At 63.1% G+C, this 16874-nt stretch carries 15 protein-coding genes; 12 read left to right on the forward strand and 3 right to left on the reverse strand.

Annotated elements, in window-relative coordinates; genetic code table 11:
* Window positions 1-433: 433 nt before the first annotated feature.
* Entirely contained in the window at window positions 434-1354 is a 921-nt protein-coding gene (locus ATN37_RS02355; RefSeq protein ID WP_042445331.1) for an NADP-dependent oxidoreductase, read from the reverse strand.
* 63 nt (window positions 1355-1417) lie between these two features.
* On the opposite strand from ATN37_RS02355, the gene ATN37_RS02360 reads away from it, so the two are divergent.
* The 3 genes from ATN37_RS02360 (at window position 1418) to ATN37_RS02370 (ending at window position 5903) form a co-directional block, all read left to right on the forward strand.
* Window positions 1418-4234, forward strand: coding sequence for a DEAD/DEAH box helicase (locus ATN37_RS02360; RefSeq protein ID WP_218694698.1), 2817 nt, complete (start codon window positions 1418-1420; stop codon window positions 4232-4234).
* On the forward strand, window positions 4231-5004 hold the full coding sequence (locus tag ATN37_RS02365; RefSeq protein WP_058037600.1) for an SWIM zinc finger family protein: 774 nt from the start codon (window positions 4231-4233) through the stop codon (window positions 5002-5004). Before ATN37_RS02360 ends, ATN37_RS02365 begins: the two co-directional genes overlap by 4 nt.
* A 149-nt stretch (window positions 5005-5153) precedes the next feature.
* Window positions 5154-5903, forward strand: coding sequence for a GntR family transcriptional regulator (locus ATN37_RS02370; RefSeq protein ID WP_007726130.1), 750 nt, complete (start codon window positions 5154-5156; stop codon window positions 5901-5903).
* A gap of 55 nt (window positions 5904-5958) precedes the next feature.
* Here ATN37_RS02370 and ATN37_RS02375 read toward each other — a convergent pair whose 3' ends face one another.
* Together ATN37_RS02375 and ATN37_RS02380 are read right to left on the reverse strand one after the other, a co-directional pair.
* Window positions 5959-6417, reverse strand: coding sequence for a glucose PTS transporter subunit IIA (locus ATN37_RS02375; RefSeq protein WP_019749215.1), 459 nt, complete (start codon window positions 6415-6417; stop codon window positions 5959-5961).
* Entirely contained in the window at window positions 6414-6644 is a 231-nt protein-coding gene (locus ATN37_RS02380; protein ID WP_003941324.1) for a glucose PTS transporter subunit EIIB, read from the reverse strand. Before ATN37_RS02380 ends, ATN37_RS02375 begins: the two co-directional genes overlap by 4 nt.
* 327 nt (window positions 6645-6971) lie before the next feature.
* On the opposite strand from ATN37_RS02380, the gene ATN37_RS02385 reads away from it, so the two are divergent.
* The 9 genes from ATN37_RS02385 to ATN37_RS02425 all read left to right on the forward strand — a co-directional run bounded on the left by ATN37_RS02385 (window position 6972) and on the right by ATN37_RS02425 (window position 16866).
* On the forward strand, window positions 6972-8315 hold the full coding sequence (locus tag ATN37_RS02385; RefSeq protein ID WP_003941307.1) for a PTS transporter subunit EIIC: 1344 nt from the start codon (window positions 6972-6974) through the stop codon (window positions 8313-8315).
* A 2-nt stretch (window positions 8316-8317) separates the two neighbouring features.
* Window positions 8318-8587: an HPr family phosphocarrier protein gene (locus ATN37_RS02390; RefSeq protein ID WP_218694700.1), complete on the forward strand. Its 270-nt coding sequence runs from the start codon at window positions 8318-8320 to the stop codon at window positions 8585-8587.
* Entirely contained in the window at window positions 8587-10260 is a 1674-nt protein-coding gene (gene ptsP, locus ATN37_RS02395; RefSeq protein ID WP_218694702.1) for a phosphoenolpyruvate--protein phosphotransferase, read from the forward strand. Before ATN37_RS02390 ends, ptsP begins: the two co-directional genes overlap by 1 nt.
* The gene (locus tag ATN37_RS02400; RefSeq protein ID WP_218694704.1) at window positions 10257-11498 is read left to right on the forward strand and encodes an N-acetylglucosamine-6-phosphate deacetylase; all 1242 of its coding nucleotides are present in this window, start codon (window positions 10257-10259) and stop codon (window positions 11496-11498) included. Before ptsP ends, ATN37_RS02400 begins: the two co-directional genes overlap by 4 nt.
* Window positions 11486-12265, forward strand: a complete 780-nt coding sequence (nagB, locus tag ATN37_RS02405) for a glucosamine-6-phosphate deaminase (protein WP_218694706.1) — start codon at window positions 11486-11488, stop codon at window positions 12263-12265. Before ATN37_RS02400 ends, nagB begins: the two co-directional genes overlap by 13 nt.
* Before the next feature lies 1 nt (window position 12266).
* On the forward strand, window positions 12267-12989 hold the full coding sequence (locus ATN37_RS02410; protein ID WP_209909215.1) for a copper homeostasis protein CutC: 723 nt from the start codon (window positions 12267-12269) through the stop codon (window positions 12987-12989).
* A gap of 129 nt (window positions 12990-13118) precedes the next feature.
* Window positions 13119-14636, forward strand: a complete 1518-nt coding sequence (locus ATN37_RS02415) for a CoA-acylating methylmalonate-semialdehyde dehydrogenase (protein ID WP_003941275.1) — start codon at window positions 13119-13121, stop codon at window positions 14634-14636.
* Window positions 14637-14650: 14 nt separating this feature from the next.
* The gene (locus ATN37_RS02420; protein WP_064075262.1) at window positions 14651-15811 is read left to right on the forward strand and encodes an isobutyryl-CoA dehydrogenase; all 1161 of its coding nucleotides are present in this window, start codon (window positions 14651-14653) and stop codon (window positions 15809-15811) included.
* A complete protein-coding gene (locus ATN37_RS02425) occupies window positions 15808-16866 on the forward strand; it encodes an enoyl-CoA hydratase/isomerase family protein (protein WP_218694708.1) in 1059 nt (352 codons plus the stop codon). Before ATN37_RS02420 ends, ATN37_RS02425 begins: the two co-directional genes overlap by 4 nt.
* The last annotated feature ends 8 nt before the right edge of the window (window positions 16867-16874 follow it).

Genomic DNA, 16874 nt, shown 5'->3' on the forward strand with positions numbered 1-16874 from the left:
CACCACAAGCCCCGACAGATCTCTCGAACTTTCCCCTTCGCTCATGTCCGCAAGCTACCGACCCACATCGACCCCACCCCTTCAGACCTGCACCATTCGGCATTTAGTTCAGTCAACGGGGCCTCGCCGTTACCGCAGCCGCGCTCGTATCCACCCGGATGTGGGCGGTTGTCGACAATCGCGGTCCGGGACAGCAGCGATTCGAGCTCCGATCGTGTCGGGCTGCCCGGGGCCGACTCGAGACGCTCGTCCCCGAACCATCCGCAGGACGCGACGAGACATACGAGCACGAGCGTCGACAGGATCGCAAATAACCGTGCAACCACCTGTGCCCCCGTCCGTCGTAGACGGTGATTCAACGCCGTCCGTCGTAGACGGTGATTCAACGCCGTCCGTCGTAGACGGTGATTGAACCATCGTGGGCCGACAGGAATCAGCCGAACTCGATCACCACTTTGCCGGCGGCATGGCCGTCTTCGACTGCAGCGAGCGCTTCCCCAGCGCGGGAGAATGGGTACCGCCCGGACACGGACGGGTCGAGGATCCCGTCGGCCACGAGCGCCGCGATCTCCGTGAATACTGCTGTAGTTCTTCGGCGTTCGACACCACCGCCGCCGAGTCGGCTCGCCGCCAGAGGATCGGCGATGCTCAGGATCGGTGCGTCCGGTCGGGCGAGCTCAGCGCCGCGAGTGAGAGTGTCCCCGCCGACCAGGTCGAAAACCGCGTCCACTCCGACTGGGGACAACGCGGACACGTCGTCTGCGAAGCCGTCCCCCGACGCAACCCAACGTGCTCCCGCTTCCTCGATCGCGGTTCTCTTGGACTCGCTCGCGACACCGATCACGTTGATACTCCGCGCCAGAGCAAGCGCGATCGTGCTGCGACCAACGCCGCCGCCGGCGCCGAGCAGCAGGAGTGTCGCCCCGGGTTTCAGACCGAGATCGTGGAGTGCGTCGTAGGCCGTTCCTGCCGCAACCGTCAGCACTGCGGCATCGGCCCAGGACACGGTAGGCGGCTTGTGTGCTGTCGAGGAGACGTTGAGCAATGTCGACGCGGCGTAGCCGCCGAAGCCGGTCGCGGTAGCGCCGAACACTTCGTCGCCGACCTCGAACTCGGTGACCCGCGGACCTACTCCGATGACAACACCGGACACTTCGCGGCCCAGAACCGCAGGCAGCGTCACCGGGACAGTATCTTTTCGAGTACCCGCGCGAACTTTCCAGTCAGCGGGGTTGACGCCCGCCGCTCGGACCGACACCAGCAGTTGGCCGGCACCGGGCGGGGGCAAGGTGACGTCGAAGTAGGACTGTGTGTCGGGTCCGCCGTACTCGGTGAAGCCGTATGCCGTCGTCATGCCTGCCAGCCTATTGCCCGGTAGGCGGGAAGTGGTGTCGGTGGCACCTGATTGGATGGTCGGATGCTGCATGGACTCTGGTCACCGGGATCGGGGCTCAAACTGTGGGTCGACGGGCACGAGGGTGCCGGGACCGACGATCCCCGTGATCCGGTCAGTGTTGTCCTGCATCGCAAGTTCCGTCATCGTGTGAATGTCGCTATGCCGCCCGTACCTGGCGGGCCTTTGCAGAGTGAGTACGCAGCTGTTGCGTTGGCGCCGCCGGACGCAGTCGCTCTTCTGCTGCGGTTCAAGGCCGACGATCAGCGAATTGCGGGAGACCTGCACTTTCTCGTACACGTGGCGCGAGGAATAGACCGGTGGGTGCGCGCCGGACGGGTGGTCCCCGCACTGACGCGGGCTGAAGGAAGTTGGTGGCCACGCTGGCAGTTGTCAGTGGGGGAACGCCAGCGCGCCTGGATCGGTGAACTGGTAGTGGCGATGCCGCCGGTGCAGCGGGCGGTCGGTTCGCCGAGGGCGACGATCGAAGACATCACGAACGAACTCACGGACCCGATCGTTCGTCGTGCTCTCGGGGACTCACATCCGGTGCTGCAGACCCCGCTGTGGCAGGCCGTGTTGTCCGGGGACGCTTTCGACGACGTGTCGGTACGAGCGGCCGAGGGACTCGCCGAATGGGGGTCGACGTTCACCGCCGGAGAGCCGGACTTGGTTCTGCGGCTGATCGAGCCTGAACTCGACGACAATTCCGATCCCGACGACGATGCGCTGTGGCGTCTGCAAGTGTGTTTGCGTCCCGAAGGTGAAGCGCCCGAACGGGTTCGTCTGCACCGGGCAGATCCCAAACGTATCCAGCTCGGCAGCCGCAAACTCGAAGAGGCGATCAAGGCTTACCCACGTTTTCGCGACGTGCCGCGCGACGAGGACAGTCTCGACCTGTTGCTGCCCACTCCAGTCGTGATGGACCTGGTCGGACACGGCGCGATAGTCCTGCGAGAGCGAGGGATCACGCTGCTGCTTCCGCGTGCCTGGAACGTGGTGTCACCATCCCTGCGTGTGCGGGTGACCTCGGCGGCGTCTCCGATCGTTGCGGAGAATCGTACGGTCGGTATGGACCAATTGCTGGAATACGATTGGGAATTGGCGCTCGGAGACAAGGTACTGACCGCCGAGGAAATGACCCGACTGGTCGAGGCGAAGTCCGATCTGGTCCAGTTGCGCGGCGAGTGGGTTCAGGCGGACAAAGACGTCCTGGCCCGCGCGGCTCGTTTTGTCAGTCAGCGGCACTCGAGCGGGGACCGAGCGATCGTCGATCTGATCAAGGACTTGATCGCCGACGACCTCAAAGACCTGCCGGTCGAGGAAGTGAAAGCAACCGGATGGGCCTCGGCACTGCTCGACCAGTCGGTGGCTCCGCGGCAGGTCGCGGTACCGTCGACGGTCAACGCGACTTTGCGTCCGTATCAACGACGCGGTCTCGACTGGTTGGCGTACATGAGTGCTCTCGGGCTCGGCGCCGTTCTGGCCGACGACATGGGTCTGGGTAAGACGCTGCAACTGTTGGCGTTACTTGCGCACGAGAAGTCCAAGACAGCAACCCTTTTGGTGTGCCCGATGTCGGTTGTGGGTAACTGGCAGCGTGAAGCGGCGCGATTCGTGCCGAGCTTGCGCGTCTACGTTCATCACGGTTCGGATCGCGCTACCGGGGCGGAGTTGGAACAGGCAGTTCGTGAGAGTGACCTCGTGATCACCACCTACGCGCTCATGACCCGCGACGTCGCGGCCCTCAAGGATCTCGACTGGCGGCGCGTAGTGCTCGACGAGGCTCAACACATCAAGAACGCCAAGACATCTCAGGCGAGAGCTGCTCGCAGCATCCCCGCGGATCATCGCGTTGCTCTGACCGGAACGCCGGTGGAGAACCGACTGGACGAGCTGCGGTCCATCCTCGATTTTGCCAATCGCGGTGTGCTCGGCTCGGAGCAGATGTTCCGCAAAAGGTTTGTCGTACCGATCGAGCGGGAAAAAGATCAGCTTGCCGTCTCTCGACTGCGAGCCGTCACGTCCCCCTTTGTGCTGCGGCGCGTGAAGACCGATCCCGCCGTGATCGCGGATCTTCCGGAGAAGTTGGAGATGACGGTTCGAGCGAATCTCAGCGAAGAGCAGGCCGCGTTGTACCGCGCCGTGGTGGACGAGATGATGGCGCAGATCAAGGGGACGGAAGGGATGAAGCGCAAGGGCGCCGTCCTGTCTGCGCTGACCAAACTCAAACAGGTGTGCAATCATCCCGCGCACTTCCTGCGCGACGGTTCGCCGGTGATGCGCCGCGGGCAACACCGTTCGGGAAAGCTCGGACTGGTCGAGGACATCGTCGAGTCGGTCATCGGCGACGACGAGAAGGTTCTGTTGTTCACACAGTTTCGTGAGTTCGGCGAATTGGTGGTGCCGTACCTGGCCGACCGGTTCACCATCGAAGTTCCGTTTCTCCACGGCGGAGTGTCGAAAGCCGGGCGCGACGCAATGGTCGAGGCATTTCAAGGTGAAGGCGGCCCGCCCATCATGGTGCTCTCGCTCAAGGCCGGCGGCACGGGTCTGAATCTCACGGCGGCCAACCATGTGGTTCACCTCGACAGATGGTGGAACCCGGCGGTAGAGAACCAGGCGACGGACCGTGTCTTCCGCATCGGTCAGAGAAAGAACGTTCAGGTACGCAAGATGGTGTGCGTCGGAACCTTGGAAGAGCGAATCGACACGATGATCGCGAGTAAAAGTGAACTCGCCGAACTTGCAGTCGGGACCGGTGAGAACTGGGTGACGGAGATGAGCGTCGAGCAACTGGACGAGTTGTTGCGACTCGGCGACGACGCGGTGGGCGAATGAGTCCGCGCGGTAAAGGCCCCGATTTCAGTGAGTACACCGGGCCTCGACGGCGGGCACCCGCGCCGGTCAAGCCTCGTCCAGCGTTCGGGAGGACGTTCTGGGGCAAGGCTTTTGTTCGGGTCGTCGAAGAGATCGGCGACAAACCTCGTGTCACGCGTGGGCGAACGTATGCGCGTTCGGGTCAGGTCTTGGCGCTCGACATCGAACCAGGAGTGGTGACGGCCGAGGTTCAGGGCAGCCAACTTCAACCGTTCGTTTCCACGCTGTCGATCGACACCCTTGACCAATCGGATATCGACGACATCATCACCAAGATCCGCCGCGTGCCGGGAAGTCTTGCCGCACTGGTGTCCGGCGTTGTCCCGGACATGCTTGCTGCTCAACTGATACCGGACGGCCCGTCGGCTTTTCGCTTCGACTGCACCTGCCCCGATGTCGGTTGGCCGTGCAAACACGCTGCGGCCGTGGCGTTCTTGACCGCGGAGCGAATCGACACCGATCCGCTCAGGTTGCTGAGACTTCGCGGGGTCGACCTGGAGCAGTTGATCGGGGGAGTGGAAGACGAGTCGACTGTTTCGATGGACGTCGAGAATTGGTTCGGAATCGCGGCTGCCCTCCCTGCGCTACCGAAGGTGCCTTTTCGCGCGGCGATCGACGATCTGGATATCAGGCGGTTGCGCGAGGCGGTTGCGGCATTGGGATTGGACATGGCTCAGCAGAACGTCGCCTTGGACGAAATACGGTCCATCTACCGACGGTTGGACGGTTGAAATCGGACAACTCCGGACTGGTGCTAGTTTCCTGTCGTAAATTCCAGTATCGTTAATTGGACCGGTCCGGTCGGGACCTGCCTGCGATTTCAGGTCGTTGTCGTCGGCGAATAGACGACTATTCATTTCTCGGAGGGACAGTCGCTGTGATGCCCGTTCATTTGCGCGACAGCGCAATACCCAAACATGAACAGTTGCGCACCATTCTCCTGCGCAAGTGCACCCAAGAACTCCAGCCTGGCGACTTGATGACCAGCGAGCGAAACCTGATGCAGGACTACGGCGTCAGTCGGATCACCGTTCGCGAGGCAATCGGGCAACTGGTCAATGACGGACACCTCGTTCGCGTGCGTGGCAAGGGAACCTTCGTTGCGCACCGTGCTGTCCAATCCAAGCTGCACCTTGCATCCTTCACCGAGGAAATGCGCGCCCAGGGGCATCACCCCACGACAGTGGTCCTGGTCAGCGAACAGGGGCCGGTCCCCGAAAACACTGCTGCCGCACTGAATATGCGACCGGGTTCCGACGGTTACCACGTCAAGCGCTTGCGCCTTGCCGACGGCGAGCCGGTGAGCGTGGACGACGGCTGGTTCAATCCCGAACTGTTGCCGGGTTTACTCGACATGGACTTGACGGGTTCGATCTATCGGGCAACCGCCGACAAGTACGACAAGCCGATCGATCGGGCAGAGCAGACAGTCAGTGCCGATGGTGCCAGTACGGAGATCGCGACTCTCCTGGGCACTCGTAAGGGCGCTCCGGTTCTGTACTTCGATCGAGTGTCGTTCAGCGAGATCGCACCGGTCGAGCACACTCGCAGTTGGTACCGATCCGACCGCTACCAGTTGCAGATGGAAGTCCAGGGCCAAGCGCGGCCCAAAACGCGCGGCGACCAATAGTCATCGTTCGTAACGCAAAGGGCGAGCACACCTTCCGGTGTGCTCGCCCTTTGCGTTACGCCGACCAGTCGAACAGAGTGTCGCCAGTGGCGACGTCCCCACCGACGGAAGGGGATTCGACGGTGTCCGGTTTGGAATCCATCACGACTACCGGGCAGATCGCCGAGTAACCGGTCGTGTCGATGTGCGCTGGATCGAAGCTGACAATGGGATCACCCGCATCGACGGTGTCACCCTCGGCGGCGATGAGGGTGAATCCGTCGCCTTCGAGCTTGACCGTGTCGATGCCGATATGGACCAGCACGCCGGTGGCTTTCTCGCCGAAGATCACGAACGCGTGGGGGTGAAGTTTCAGGATCTTTCCGCTGATCGGCGCCACGACCGTGAGTGGGCCCTGACCGCGAGCGGGTTCGATCGCGACGCCCGAGCCGACCATCTGCTGAGCGAACACCGGGTCCGGTACGTCAGCGAGTGCGACGACCCGACCGGGGAGCGGGGCGAGGACGACCGTCACAGGATGTCCTCGATGTCCTCGGCAAGGGTGTCGGCCTCGGGCCCGACGATGACCTGGACAACCGTTCCGGCCTTGAGTACGCCGTGTGCGCCGGCAGCCTTGAGAGCGGACTCGTTCACCTTCGCTCCGTCCTTGACCTCGGTACGCAGGCGGGTGATGCAAGCCTCGATCTCGACGATGTTCTCTGCGCCGCCGAGGCCCTTGATGATTGCTTCCGCTTTCGACATTTGCTGCTCCTGATTGTCGGGTTGGTCGTGATCGTTGAACGGTCGTGCAGGTGGGCTGACTAGTTGCTGGTCGAGGCTATCCCGGTTACGTATGTCACATTTGGGTGTTGACAACTCGCCTCCACCAGGTAAAACTACAACTGGTTATGACCGGACAGTACCCGTTGGAAGTCCGGCTCCACAACAGTTTCGACAAAACGGTTTCGGCCTCACTTCCGAGCAAGAACCGTGACCTGCATTTTCACGAAACCTGCACGTGTACGACACCCGAATTTCCAGAACCAGCGGCCGATCGCGACGCGGCCCGGCGAACGAAGAAGGTCCTTGATGACTCTCGAAGACACCCCGAAGAAGGAATCGAAAGTGTTCGCCGGGGTTCAACGCCTCGGCCGAAGCTTGATGCTTCCGATCGCCGTTCTGCCGGCTGCGGGAATCTTGCTCCGCCTCGGCCAGGACGACCTGCTCGGGCGATTCAGTTCGATGCACAGTGCTGCTGCAGTGATCTCTGCGGCAGGACAAGCAGTCTTCACGTGGCTGCCGCTGATCTTCGCCGTCGGTATCGCGATCGGCTGGGCCAAGAAGGCCGACGGATCGACTGCCTTGGCAGCCGTCGTCGGCTACATGGTGATCGACGGCGTGTTCAAGGCGATGTCGCCGATCGTCCTCGAAGGGAAGACGGACCCGAACGGGGATCAATCCCTGATCAACTACGGTGTGCTCGCCGGTATCGTGATGGGCTTGCTGTCGGCGATCTTGTGGCAGCGGTTCTATCGAACGAAGCTTCCCGATTATCTCGGGTTCTTCAACGGGCGCAGGCTCGTTCCCATCCTGACAGCGATCACCGGTCTTGTGGTCGGTGTCCTGATGGCATTCGTGTACCCCTTGTTCAACTCCGGCCTCAACTGGGTCGGTGAAGCAGTTGCTTCCAATACTGTTGTGGGCGGCGGCATTTACGGCGCAGCGAACCGCCTCCTGATCCCCACGGGCCTGCACCACATCTTGAACTCCGCCGTATGGTTCCTGATCGGCGACTACCAGGACGCGAGCGGTCAGATCGTTCGCGGTGACCTCAACCGGTTCTTCGCCGGCGACCCCTCCGCCGGTACGTTCATGACCGGCTTCTTCCCGATCATGATGTTCGCCCTCCCCGCTGCAGCCTTCGCAATCTGGCGCAACGCCAAGCCTTCTCAGAAGAAGCTCGTCGGCGGCATCATGCTCTCCACCGGCCTGACCGCATTCCTCACCGGTATCACCGAGCCGCTCGAGTTCTCCTTCATGTTCGTCGCGTGGCCCCTGTACGTCATCCACTCGCTCCTGACCGGAACGTCGATGGCCTTGGTCAATGCGCTGGGGATTCACGACGGATTCACGTTCTCCGCAGGCTTCTTCGACTACGTGTTGAACTTCGGCAAGGCAACCAACGCATGGATGTTGATCCCGATCGGACTCGGCTACGCCGTGATCTACTACTTCCTTTTCAGCTTCGTCATCAAGAAGTGGAATCTGCGCACGCCAGGACGAGAAGAAGAGGTCGAGGTGGCTGCAGGTGAGCCCGACCCAGCGCTGCTCGAGGCCGAACTGGCACTGGCTGCCGAAGGTGACAGCCGCACCGACGCCCCGCTCGTCGCCGAACTGGAAAACAAGCTCGACAAGGAACTGGAAGGACGCTGAACATGGCGATCGCAACCACGACAATCGGATCCCGCGTCGGACTCCACGCACGACCCGCAGCGCTCTTCGCGCGCGCCGCAGCCGATCTACCGGTAGACGTCACCATCGCGCTCGGCGACGGCGAACCCGTCGATGCCTCCAGCATGTTGTCTGTCATGACTCTCGGTGCAGCATTCGGGGATTCGGTGACCTTGCGTGCTGACGGTGACGGCTCCGACGCTGCGGTCGGTTCGCTCGCAGAGCTTCTCGCATCCGAACTGGACGAAGCCTGATGACGGCGAGTGTGGACCACCGCATCGCGGGTATCGGAGTGAGCGCGGGTTCGGTCTGCGCGCCGTGGTTGCGATTCTCCACGCCTGAGCCGACCTCGGCGTCGGACCCGATCACAGGCAGTCCCGAGGCGGAGCTGATCAGGATCCGTGAGGCACTGGACGCCGTCGCGGAGGAACTGCTCTCGCGTGCAAAGACAGTCGAGGGCGTCTCCGCGGAGATCCTGACGACGTCGGCTGCGATGGCGCGCGACGCGGGCATCGTGAAGGCAGCCAAGGCGAACCTGGAATCGGGGCTGCCGACCGCACACGCCGTCGCAGTTGCCTTCGACGCCTTCTGTGAAAAGCTCACGGCGCTCGGCGGGTACATGGCCGAACGGGCAACCGATCTGCGCGATCTCGGGCAGCGAGCCGTGGCCGTTCTTCGAGGGGAGCCGATGCCCGGAATCCCCACTCCCGGTTACCCGTACATACTGGTGGCGCGCGACCTCGCTCCGGCGGATACAGCGACGCTGGGCACCAGTGACGTGGTCGGATTGTTGACTGCCGAAGGAGGTCCGACCAGCCATACGGCTATCTTGGCGAAGTCGCTCGGAATCCCGGCCGTGGTCAACTGTTCGGGAACCGATCTGCTGGCGGAGGGGAAACTTCTCATCCTCGACGGCACCACCGGGACGGTCACCATCGATCCCTCGGCAGAAATGCGCGAGCGCGCTGTCCTCGAAGCATCGTTCGTGGCAGAGCAGTCGGCTTCGGCACAGGGTCCAGGACGCACGCGTGACGGGTTCGCGGTGAGGTTGTCGGCCAACATCGGAACCCTCGAGGACGCCGCGCGGGCCGGAGCGGCGGATTGCGAGGGCGTCGGACTGTTTCGTACCGAATTCTCGTATCTCGGGCGTCACGACGCACCGTCGGTGGAGGAGCAGGCACAGACGTACGCGTCGGTGCTCGGGCACTTCGCCGGACAGAAGGTGGTGGTCCGCACTCTCGATTCGGGTTCGGACAAGCCGTTGCCGTTTCTCGATCTCGGGGTCGAGGAGAATCCGGCCCTTGGTATCCGCGGGCTCCGTGTCGGCACGGTTTATCCCGACACGCTCATCAGCCAGCTCGACGCCCTCGCGGCGGCAGGCAATGCGACGGGTGCCGATCTGTGGGTCATGGCGCCGATGGTAGCTACGGCCGACGAGGCGAAGGACTTTGCAGAACTTGCGCGTTCGCGGGGGATCGGCAAGGTCGGAGCGATGATCGAGGTTCCAGCTGCAGCGTTGCGGGCGAAGGATATCCTCGAGCACCTCGATTTTGTCAGTATCGGTACCAATGATCTGAGCCAGTACACCTGCGCCGTGGATCGTATGGCCGGAGGCCTGGCGCAACTGCTCGATCCGTGGCAGCCGGCGGTCCTCGATCTGATCGCGATGGTCGGTCAGGCGGGCGCCGATGCCGGAAAACCTGTTGGTGTGTGCGGAGAATCCGCGTCTGACCCGCTGTTGGCTCCGGTTCTGGTCGGTTTGGGCGTGACGAGTCTGTCGATGTCGGTCCCGGCATTGGGCGCAGTTCGCGCGCAACTGGCCTCTCTCGATCTGGCGGTGTGCAAGGACATGGCCGCGGCGGCGCGGGGCGCGCGAAACCCGATCGAGGGTAGAGCGGCCGTCGCGCGGATTCGCGAGTCGGCATGAGTACATCAGGCTCGGCTACTGTCGGCGATCCGATCGTATTGCGGGGAACTGTGATCGGATCTCCGGCCGGGAAGATTCACGACGGAGTCGTCGTCGTGGACGGCGAAAAGATCAGTTGGGTCGGCTCGGCTGCGGACTATGTGGCGTCCACACCCGTCGTCGTCATTCCGGAACGCACCGACGCGGTGATCATGCCCGGCTTGATCGATGTCCACAGCCACGGCGCCGCGGGTGCTGGTTTCCCGAACACCGACGCCGATGGAGCGAGCCGCGCGGCGGCGCACCATTGCGAGCACGGCACGACCGGAATGCTGGCCAGCCTGGTCTCCGCACCGCGCGCAGATCTGGTGCGACAAGCAACGATGCTCGCCGATCTGGTCGAACGCGGAGAACTTCTGGGTATCCACCTCGAGGGGCCGTTCATCAACGGCGTCCGCTGCGGTGCCCAGGATCCGGCGGCGATCATTCCCGGTGATCCGGATCTGCTCGAAGCCGTGTGTGACGCCGCGCGTGGGACCGTGCGGTCCATGACCTTGGCGCCCGAGACCGAGAATTTCGAAGAGTTGCTCGCGATCATGCGTCATCGCAACATCGTGCCGAGTTTCGGTCACACCGATGCCGACGCGGCAACGACGTCGGCGCGGATCGATGCTGCGGTGCACGGGGATTGGGCCGGACAGATCAGCGCGACCCACCTCTTCAACGGGATGCCGCCCCTGCACCATCGATCTCCGGGTCCCGTCGCGGCGTGCCTGGCGGCTGCCGCGAGAGGCGAGATGGTGGTGGAACTGATCGCAGACGGTGTGCATCTTGCACCCGAGACCGTGTCGATGGTCTTCGATGCTGTCGGACCGGACCAGATCGCCTTGGTCAGCGATTCGATGGCCGCTGCGGGAATGGACGACGGCGACTACCAACTCGGTGCGCTCGACGTCACGGTTGCCGACGGTGTAGCAAGACTCGCGACCACCGACGGCAGTTCCGGTGCCATCGCCGGAGGGACTGCAAGATTGCTCGACGTGCTTCGCAGCACTGTCTTCGACGGCGGCGTCGCGCTGGAAGATGCTGTCGCAGCGGCAACTCGGAGCCCAGCGCGTCTGCTGGGACTTGGCGACCTGATCGGATCGCTGGTCGTGGGCTGCCGAGCCGACATCGTGGTCACCGATCGTCAATTGCGCCTGGGGCGTGTACTACTCGGCGGAAGAGTCGCCGGAAAGGAAAAATCATGGAAATCGTAATTCAGCCGACACCCGCGGAGGTCGACTCGACCGTCGCGGACATCGTCGAAGGCTACGTCAGAGCCGGGGCGACGACGCTCGGTCTCGCAACGGGGTCGTCGCCGATCGGAACCTATCGTGAACTGGCAGCGAGGCATCGCGACGCCGAACTCGACTTCTCGCTGGCTCGGGCATTCCTGCTCGACGAGTACCTGGGATTGCCGAAACGCCATCCGCAGTCGTACTACTCGGTGATTCGGTCGGAGTTCGTCGATCACGTCAACCTGGATCCCGCGATGGTGTCCAGTCCCAACGGTGAAGCGCCGTGCCCGGAGCAGGAGATCGTCCGGTACGACCAGAGCATCGCGGCGGCCGGGGGAGTGGACGTGCAGTTGCTCGGCATCGGTACCGACGGCCACATCGGCTTCAACGAGCCCGGATCGTCGTTGACCTCGAGAACCCGCGTGAAGACGCTGACCGAGCAGACCCGGATCGACAACGCACGCTTCTTCGACGGTGTGGACGACGTCCCACATCACGTGCTCACCCAGGGGCTCGGAACCATCAGCGATGCAAGGCATCTGGTGATGATCGCGACCGGAGAAGGCAAGGCTGACGCGATCGCCGCTGCCGTCGAAGGTCCGTTGTCTGCTTTCTGCCCGGCTTCGGTGATGCAATTGCATCGCCATGTCACCGTCGTCATCGACGAAGCTGCGGCCAGTTCACTCAAACTTGCCGACTACTACCGGTATGCGCTCGAACACAAGCCGTCGTGGCAGCCCTTCTGACATGACGGTTCTGGAGCTGGCAGTGCAGGACGTGCGGGGGGCGAGGATCGCGCGTTCGGTGGGAGCGACTCGAGTCGAGTTGTGTGCGGCACTCGGCCCGACGGGGGGATTGACGCCCAGCATCGGAGTGATCGAGGCTGCGTCGGAAGTGGGGATCGCGGTTCACCCGCTGATCCGTCCGCGCGCCGGAGGTTTTGTGTTCTCACCCGACGAAGTGTGGGTGATGGAGCACGACGTACATGCTGCTGTGGCCGGTGGAGCTTCCGGCATCGTGATCGGCGCGCTGACAGAAGATTATTCGATCGACACCGTCGTGCTGCGCCGCATCATCGGATGCGTGGACCGTGCGCGGGTCGAGGTGACAGTACATCGTGCGATGGACGTGGTGACCGACCGTCTGACCGCGCTGGACGAACTGATCGACCTGGGCGTGACCCGCGTGCTGACGTCCGGGGGTGCGGACACTTGCAATGAGGGACTCGACGAGATCGGTCGAATGGTCGAACATGCCGCGGGCCGGATCCAGATCATGGCCGGTGGCGGAATAACCGTCGACGACATCCCGGCAATCGCTGCCGTCGGCGTCGATGCGGTGCATCTCTCGGCGCGCAAGGTTGTCGCAGTTTCCGGCGGACCTGGTGGGGGATCGGACGGATACGACGTCACCGATGCAGTAGTCGCGCAGGAAGCGGCAGCCGCGCTCCGCGCTGTGCGCCTTTATTAACCCCCCGCGGTTAATAATGGCGCACAGCCTTTGGGCTCTAGACATACATGGACATCCAACTATAGGATGGTAGACATATTCACTGCTGCCTCCTGGGCGGTCCATACGAGCAAGGAACGGGTTAGCACAATGGTTGAAAATGCGACGGTTCACGAGTTGACGCACTTCGTCGGTGGTAAGCGTGTTCCCGGGACATCTGATCGATTTGCGGACGTGTTCGATCCCAACACCGGCAAGGTGCAGGCCCGCGTTCCCCTCGCGAGCAAGGCCGAGACCGAAGCCATCATCGCCAATGCCGAAGAGGCGCAGCAGGTGTGGGCAGCGTTCAACCCGCAGAAGCGTGCCCGCGTGCTGATGAAGTTCCTGCAGCTCGCCCAGGCCGAGATGGATTCTCTGGCCCGCCTCCTCTCGTCCGAGCACGGCAAGACCGTCGCCGACGCCAAGGGCGACATCCAGCGCGGCCTCGAGGTCATCGAGTTCGCCGTCGGCGCTCCGCACCTGCTCAAGGGTGAATTCACCGAGAGTGCCGGCACCGGCATCGACGTGTACTCCATGCGTCAGCCGCTCGGCGTCGTCGCCGGTATCACGCCCTTCAACTTCCCCGCGATGATCCCGCTGTGGAAGGCCGGCCCCGCCCTCGCCGCCGGTAACGCCTTCATCCTCAAGCCCTCCGAGCGCGACCCCTCCGTGCCGCTGCGCCTGGCCGAGTTGTTCCTCGAAGCGGGACTGCCCGCGGGTGTGTTCAACGTGGTCAACGGTGACAAGGAAGTTGTCGACGTTCTGCTCACCGACGATCGCATCAAGGCCGTCGGCTTCGTCGGCTCCACGCCGATCGCTCAGTACATCTACGAGACGGCCGCAGCTCACGGCAAGCGCGCACAGTGCTTCGGTGGCGCCAAGAACCATGCGATCGTCATGCCGGACGCGGACCTCGACGAGGTTGCCGACGCCCTGATCGGTGCAGGCTACGGCAGCGCCGGCGAGCGTTGCATGGCCATCTCGGTTGCCGTTCCCGTCGGCGAGGAGACCGCGGACGCTCTTGTTGCGAAGCTGAAGGAGCGCGTCGCGAAGCTCAAGATCGGTCGCAGTGACGACGAAGGCGTCGATTTCGGACCGCTCGTTTGCCAGGATGCCCTCGACCGCGTCAACAACTACGTGCAGATCGGCATCGACGAGGGCGCAACGGCAGTCGTCGACGGCCGCGGCTTCACCCTCGAAGGCCACGAAGGTGGATTCTTCGCCGGCGCAACCCTGTTCGACAACGTCACCTCGGACATGCGCATCTACAAGGAAGAGATCTTCGGACCCGTCCTTCAGGTGGTCCGCGCTGCCGATTACGAAGAGGCACTGCGTCTTCCGACCGAACACGAGTACGGCAACGGCGTCTCCATCTTCACCCGCGACGGCGACACCGCGCGTGACTTCACCGCTCGCGTCAACGTCGGCATGGTCGGCGTGAACGTGCCGATCCCGGTCCCGATCGCGTACCACACCTTCGGTGGCTGGAAGCGCTCCGGATTCGGTGACCTGAACCAGCACGGTCCCGACTCCTTCCGCTTCTACACCAAGACCAAGACCGTGACGCAGCGCTGGCCTTCCGGCAAGAAGGAAGAGACCAACCACTTCGTCATCCCCACGATGAACTGATCGGAACACTTTCCATGTTTACTCTGACCGATGACGAGCGGGCGATTCGTGACACTGCCCGCGACTTCGCGGCCGAGCATCTGGCGCCCAACGCAGTGGAGTGGGATCAGACCAAGCATTTCCCGGTGGACGTCCTCCGTAAGGCGGCGTCCCTGGGAATGGGCGGTATCTACATTCGTGAAGACGTGGGTGGCAGTGAGCTGAGTCGCGTCGACGCTGCCCGGATCTTCGAAGAGCTGGCCAAGGGCGATCCGTCGATCGCCGCGTACATCTCCATCCACAACATGGTCACGTGGATGATCGACCAGTTCGGCAACGACGAACAGCGCCACAAGTGGGTTCCCGGACTCTGCTCGATGGATCAACTGGGCAGCTACTGCCTCACCGAACCCGGCGCTGGCTCCGATGCTGCGGGCCTGAGCACCAAGGCCGTTCGTGACGGCGACGACTACATCCTCAACGGCGTCAAGCAGTTCATTTCCGGCGCAGGCACTTCCGACGTGTACGTCGTGATGGCACGCACCGGATCTGCCGGTGCCAAGGGGATCTCGGCGTTCATCGTGCCCAAGGATTCGCCCGGACTGTCGTTCGGTGCCAACGAGATCAAGATGGGCTGGAACGCGCAGCCCACCCGTCAGGTGATCTTCGAAGACGTGCGAGTTCCTGCCGCCAACATGCTCGGTGAAGAGGGCAGCGGATTCCGCATCGCCATGAAAGGTCTCAACGGCGGCCGGCTGAACATCGCCGCCTGTTCGGTTGGTGGGGCCCAGGCAGCGCTGGAGAAGGCAGTCGCATATCTGGTGGACCGCAAAGCTTTCGGTTCGGCACTGATCGAGTCGCAGGCCCTGCAGTTCCAGCTCGCCGACATGCGTACCGAACTCGAAGCGGCCAGGACGTTGCTGTGGCGCGCCGCTGCCGCACTCGAAGACGGAGCGTCCGACGTCGTGGAGTTGTGTGCGATGGCCAAGCGCTTTGCCACCGACACCGGATTCGACGTAGCCAACAAGGCCCTCCAGCTTCACGGCGGGTACGGCTATCTTGCTGAGTACGGGATCGAGAAGATCGTCCGCGATCTTCGGGTTCATCAGATCCTCGAAGGCAGCAACGAGATCATGAGGGTGGTCATCGCCCGCAGCGTGGTCGCATCAGGTCAGGGAAAGCAGGGAGCAGCATGAGCGACGAGCTCGAGGTATTGATCGAAAAGCGTGACGGACTGGGGCTCATCACTCTCAACCGTCCCAAGGCGATCAATGCCCTCAACCACTCGATGGTCAAGGCGATGGCCAAGGCCCTCGAGGAATGGAAGTCCGACGACGACGTCAAGGCAGTCGTACTCACGGGCGCCGGCGAGCGTGGTCTGTGCGCCGGCGGCGACATCGTCTCGATCTACCATGACGCCAAGGACGGCAAGACCGGTTCGCTCGACTTCTGGCGTGAGGAGTACATCCTCAACTCCGAGATCGCGAACTACCCGAAGCCGTACGTCGCGATCATGGACGGGATCGTCATGGGCGGTGGCGTCGGAGTGTCCGCACACGGCGACATTCGCATCGTGACCGAGCGCTCGATGATCGGAATGCCCGAGACCGGAATCGGTTTCATTCCAGACGTGGGCGGAACTTACCTGCTCTCGCGTGCTCCCGGTGAACTCGGGACGCACATCGCGCTCACCACGGCGCGACTGAGCGCCGGCGATGCCATCGCAGCAGGTTTCGCTGACCACTTCATCCCGTCGGAGAACATCGAGACGTTCATCGCCGCACTCGCGTCGTCTTTGGTTGCCGACGCCGTGGCGCAGTACGCGGAGCCGGCTCCGGTGTCGGAACTGTTGGCCCAGCAGAGCTGGATCGACGCCGCGTACTCGGCCGACGACGTATCCACCATCGTCGAGCGTCTTCGCGCAAGTGGAATCCCCGAAGCGGAGAAGGCAGCGGAGCAGATTCTCGGCAAGTCCCCGATTGCACTGTCGGTGACCCTGCGATCTCTGCGGCATGCCAAGGAAGCAGCAAGCTTGGAAGAAGTCCTCAACGAGGAGTTCCGGGTCTCGACCGCTGCGCTCGCCTCACACGATCTGGTCGAGGGCATTCGCGCCCAGGTCGTGGAGAAGGACCGAAACCCGAAGTGGTTGCCGGCAACTCTCGACGACGTCACGGCAGAATCCGTCGACGCCTACTTCGCCCCGCTGGGCGACAACGAGCTCGGACTCGCCCCTCAACCGCAAGGCAACTGATCACCGCC

Origin of the sequence: Rhodococcus sp. MH15, assembly GCF_019266045.1 — a bacterium.
GTDB classification, from domain to species: Bacteria; Actinomycetota; Actinomycetes; order Mycobacteriales; family Mycobacteriaceae; genus Rhodococcus_F; species Rhodococcus_F qingshengii.

Excerpts from the sequence above, each read along its gene's own strand:
- ATN37_RS02370 (WP_007726130.1), top strand. The coding sequence starts at position 5,154 with ATGCCCGTTCATTTGCGCGACAGCGCAATACCCAAACATGAACAGTTG.
- nagB (WP_218694706.1), top strand. The coding sequence starts at position 11,486 with ATGGAAATCGTAATTCAGCCGACACCCGCGGAGGTCGACTCGACCGTC.
- ATN37_RS02380 (WP_003941324.1), bottom strand. The coding sequence starts at position 6,644 with ATGTCGAAAGCGGAAGCAATCATCAAGGGCCTCGGCGGCGCAGAGAAC.
- ATN37_RS02425 (WP_218694708.1), top strand. The coding sequence starts at position 15,808 with ATGAGCGACGAGCTCGAGGTATTGATCGAAAAGCGTGACGGACTGGGG.
- ATN37_RS02400 (WP_218694704.1), top strand. The coding sequence starts at position 10,257 with ATGAGTACATCAGGCTCGGCTACTGTCGGCGATCCGATCGTATTGCGG.
- ATN37_RS02390 (WP_218694700.1), top strand. The coding sequence starts at position 8,318 with ATGGCGATCGCAACCACGACAATCGGATCCCGCGTCGGACTCCACGCA.
- ATN37_RS02355 (WP_042445331.1), bottom strand. The coding sequence starts at position 1,354 with ATGACGACGGCATACGGCTTCACCGAGTACGGCGGACCCGACACACAG.
- ATN37_RS02360 (WP_218694698.1), top strand. The coding sequence starts at position 1,418 with ATGCTGCATGGACTCTGGTCACCGGGATCGGGGCTCAAACTGTGGGTC.
- ATN37_RS02385 (WP_003941307.1), top strand. The coding sequence starts at position 6,972 with ATGACTCTCGAAGACACCCCGAAGAAGGAATCGAAAGTGTTCGCCGGG.
- ptsP (WP_218694702.1), top strand. The coding sequence starts at position 8,587 with ATGACGGCGAGTGTGGACCACCGCATCGCGGGTATCGGAGTGAGCGCG.
- ATN37_RS02365 (WP_058037600.1), top strand. The coding sequence starts at position 4,231 with ATGAGTCCGCGCGGTAAAGGCCCCGATTTCAGTGAGTACACCGGGCCT.
- ATN37_RS02415 (WP_003941275.1), top strand. The coding sequence starts at position 13,119 with ATGGTTGAAAATGCGACGGTTCACGAGTTGACGCACTTCGTCGGTGGT.
- ATN37_RS02410 (WP_209909215.1), top strand. The coding sequence starts at position 12,267 with ATGACGGTTCTGGAGCTGGCAGTGCAGGACGTGCGGGGGGCGAGGATC.
- ATN37_RS02420 (WP_064075262.1), top strand. The coding sequence starts at position 14,651 with ATGTTTACTCTGACCGATGACGAGCGGGCGATTCGTGACACTGCCCGC.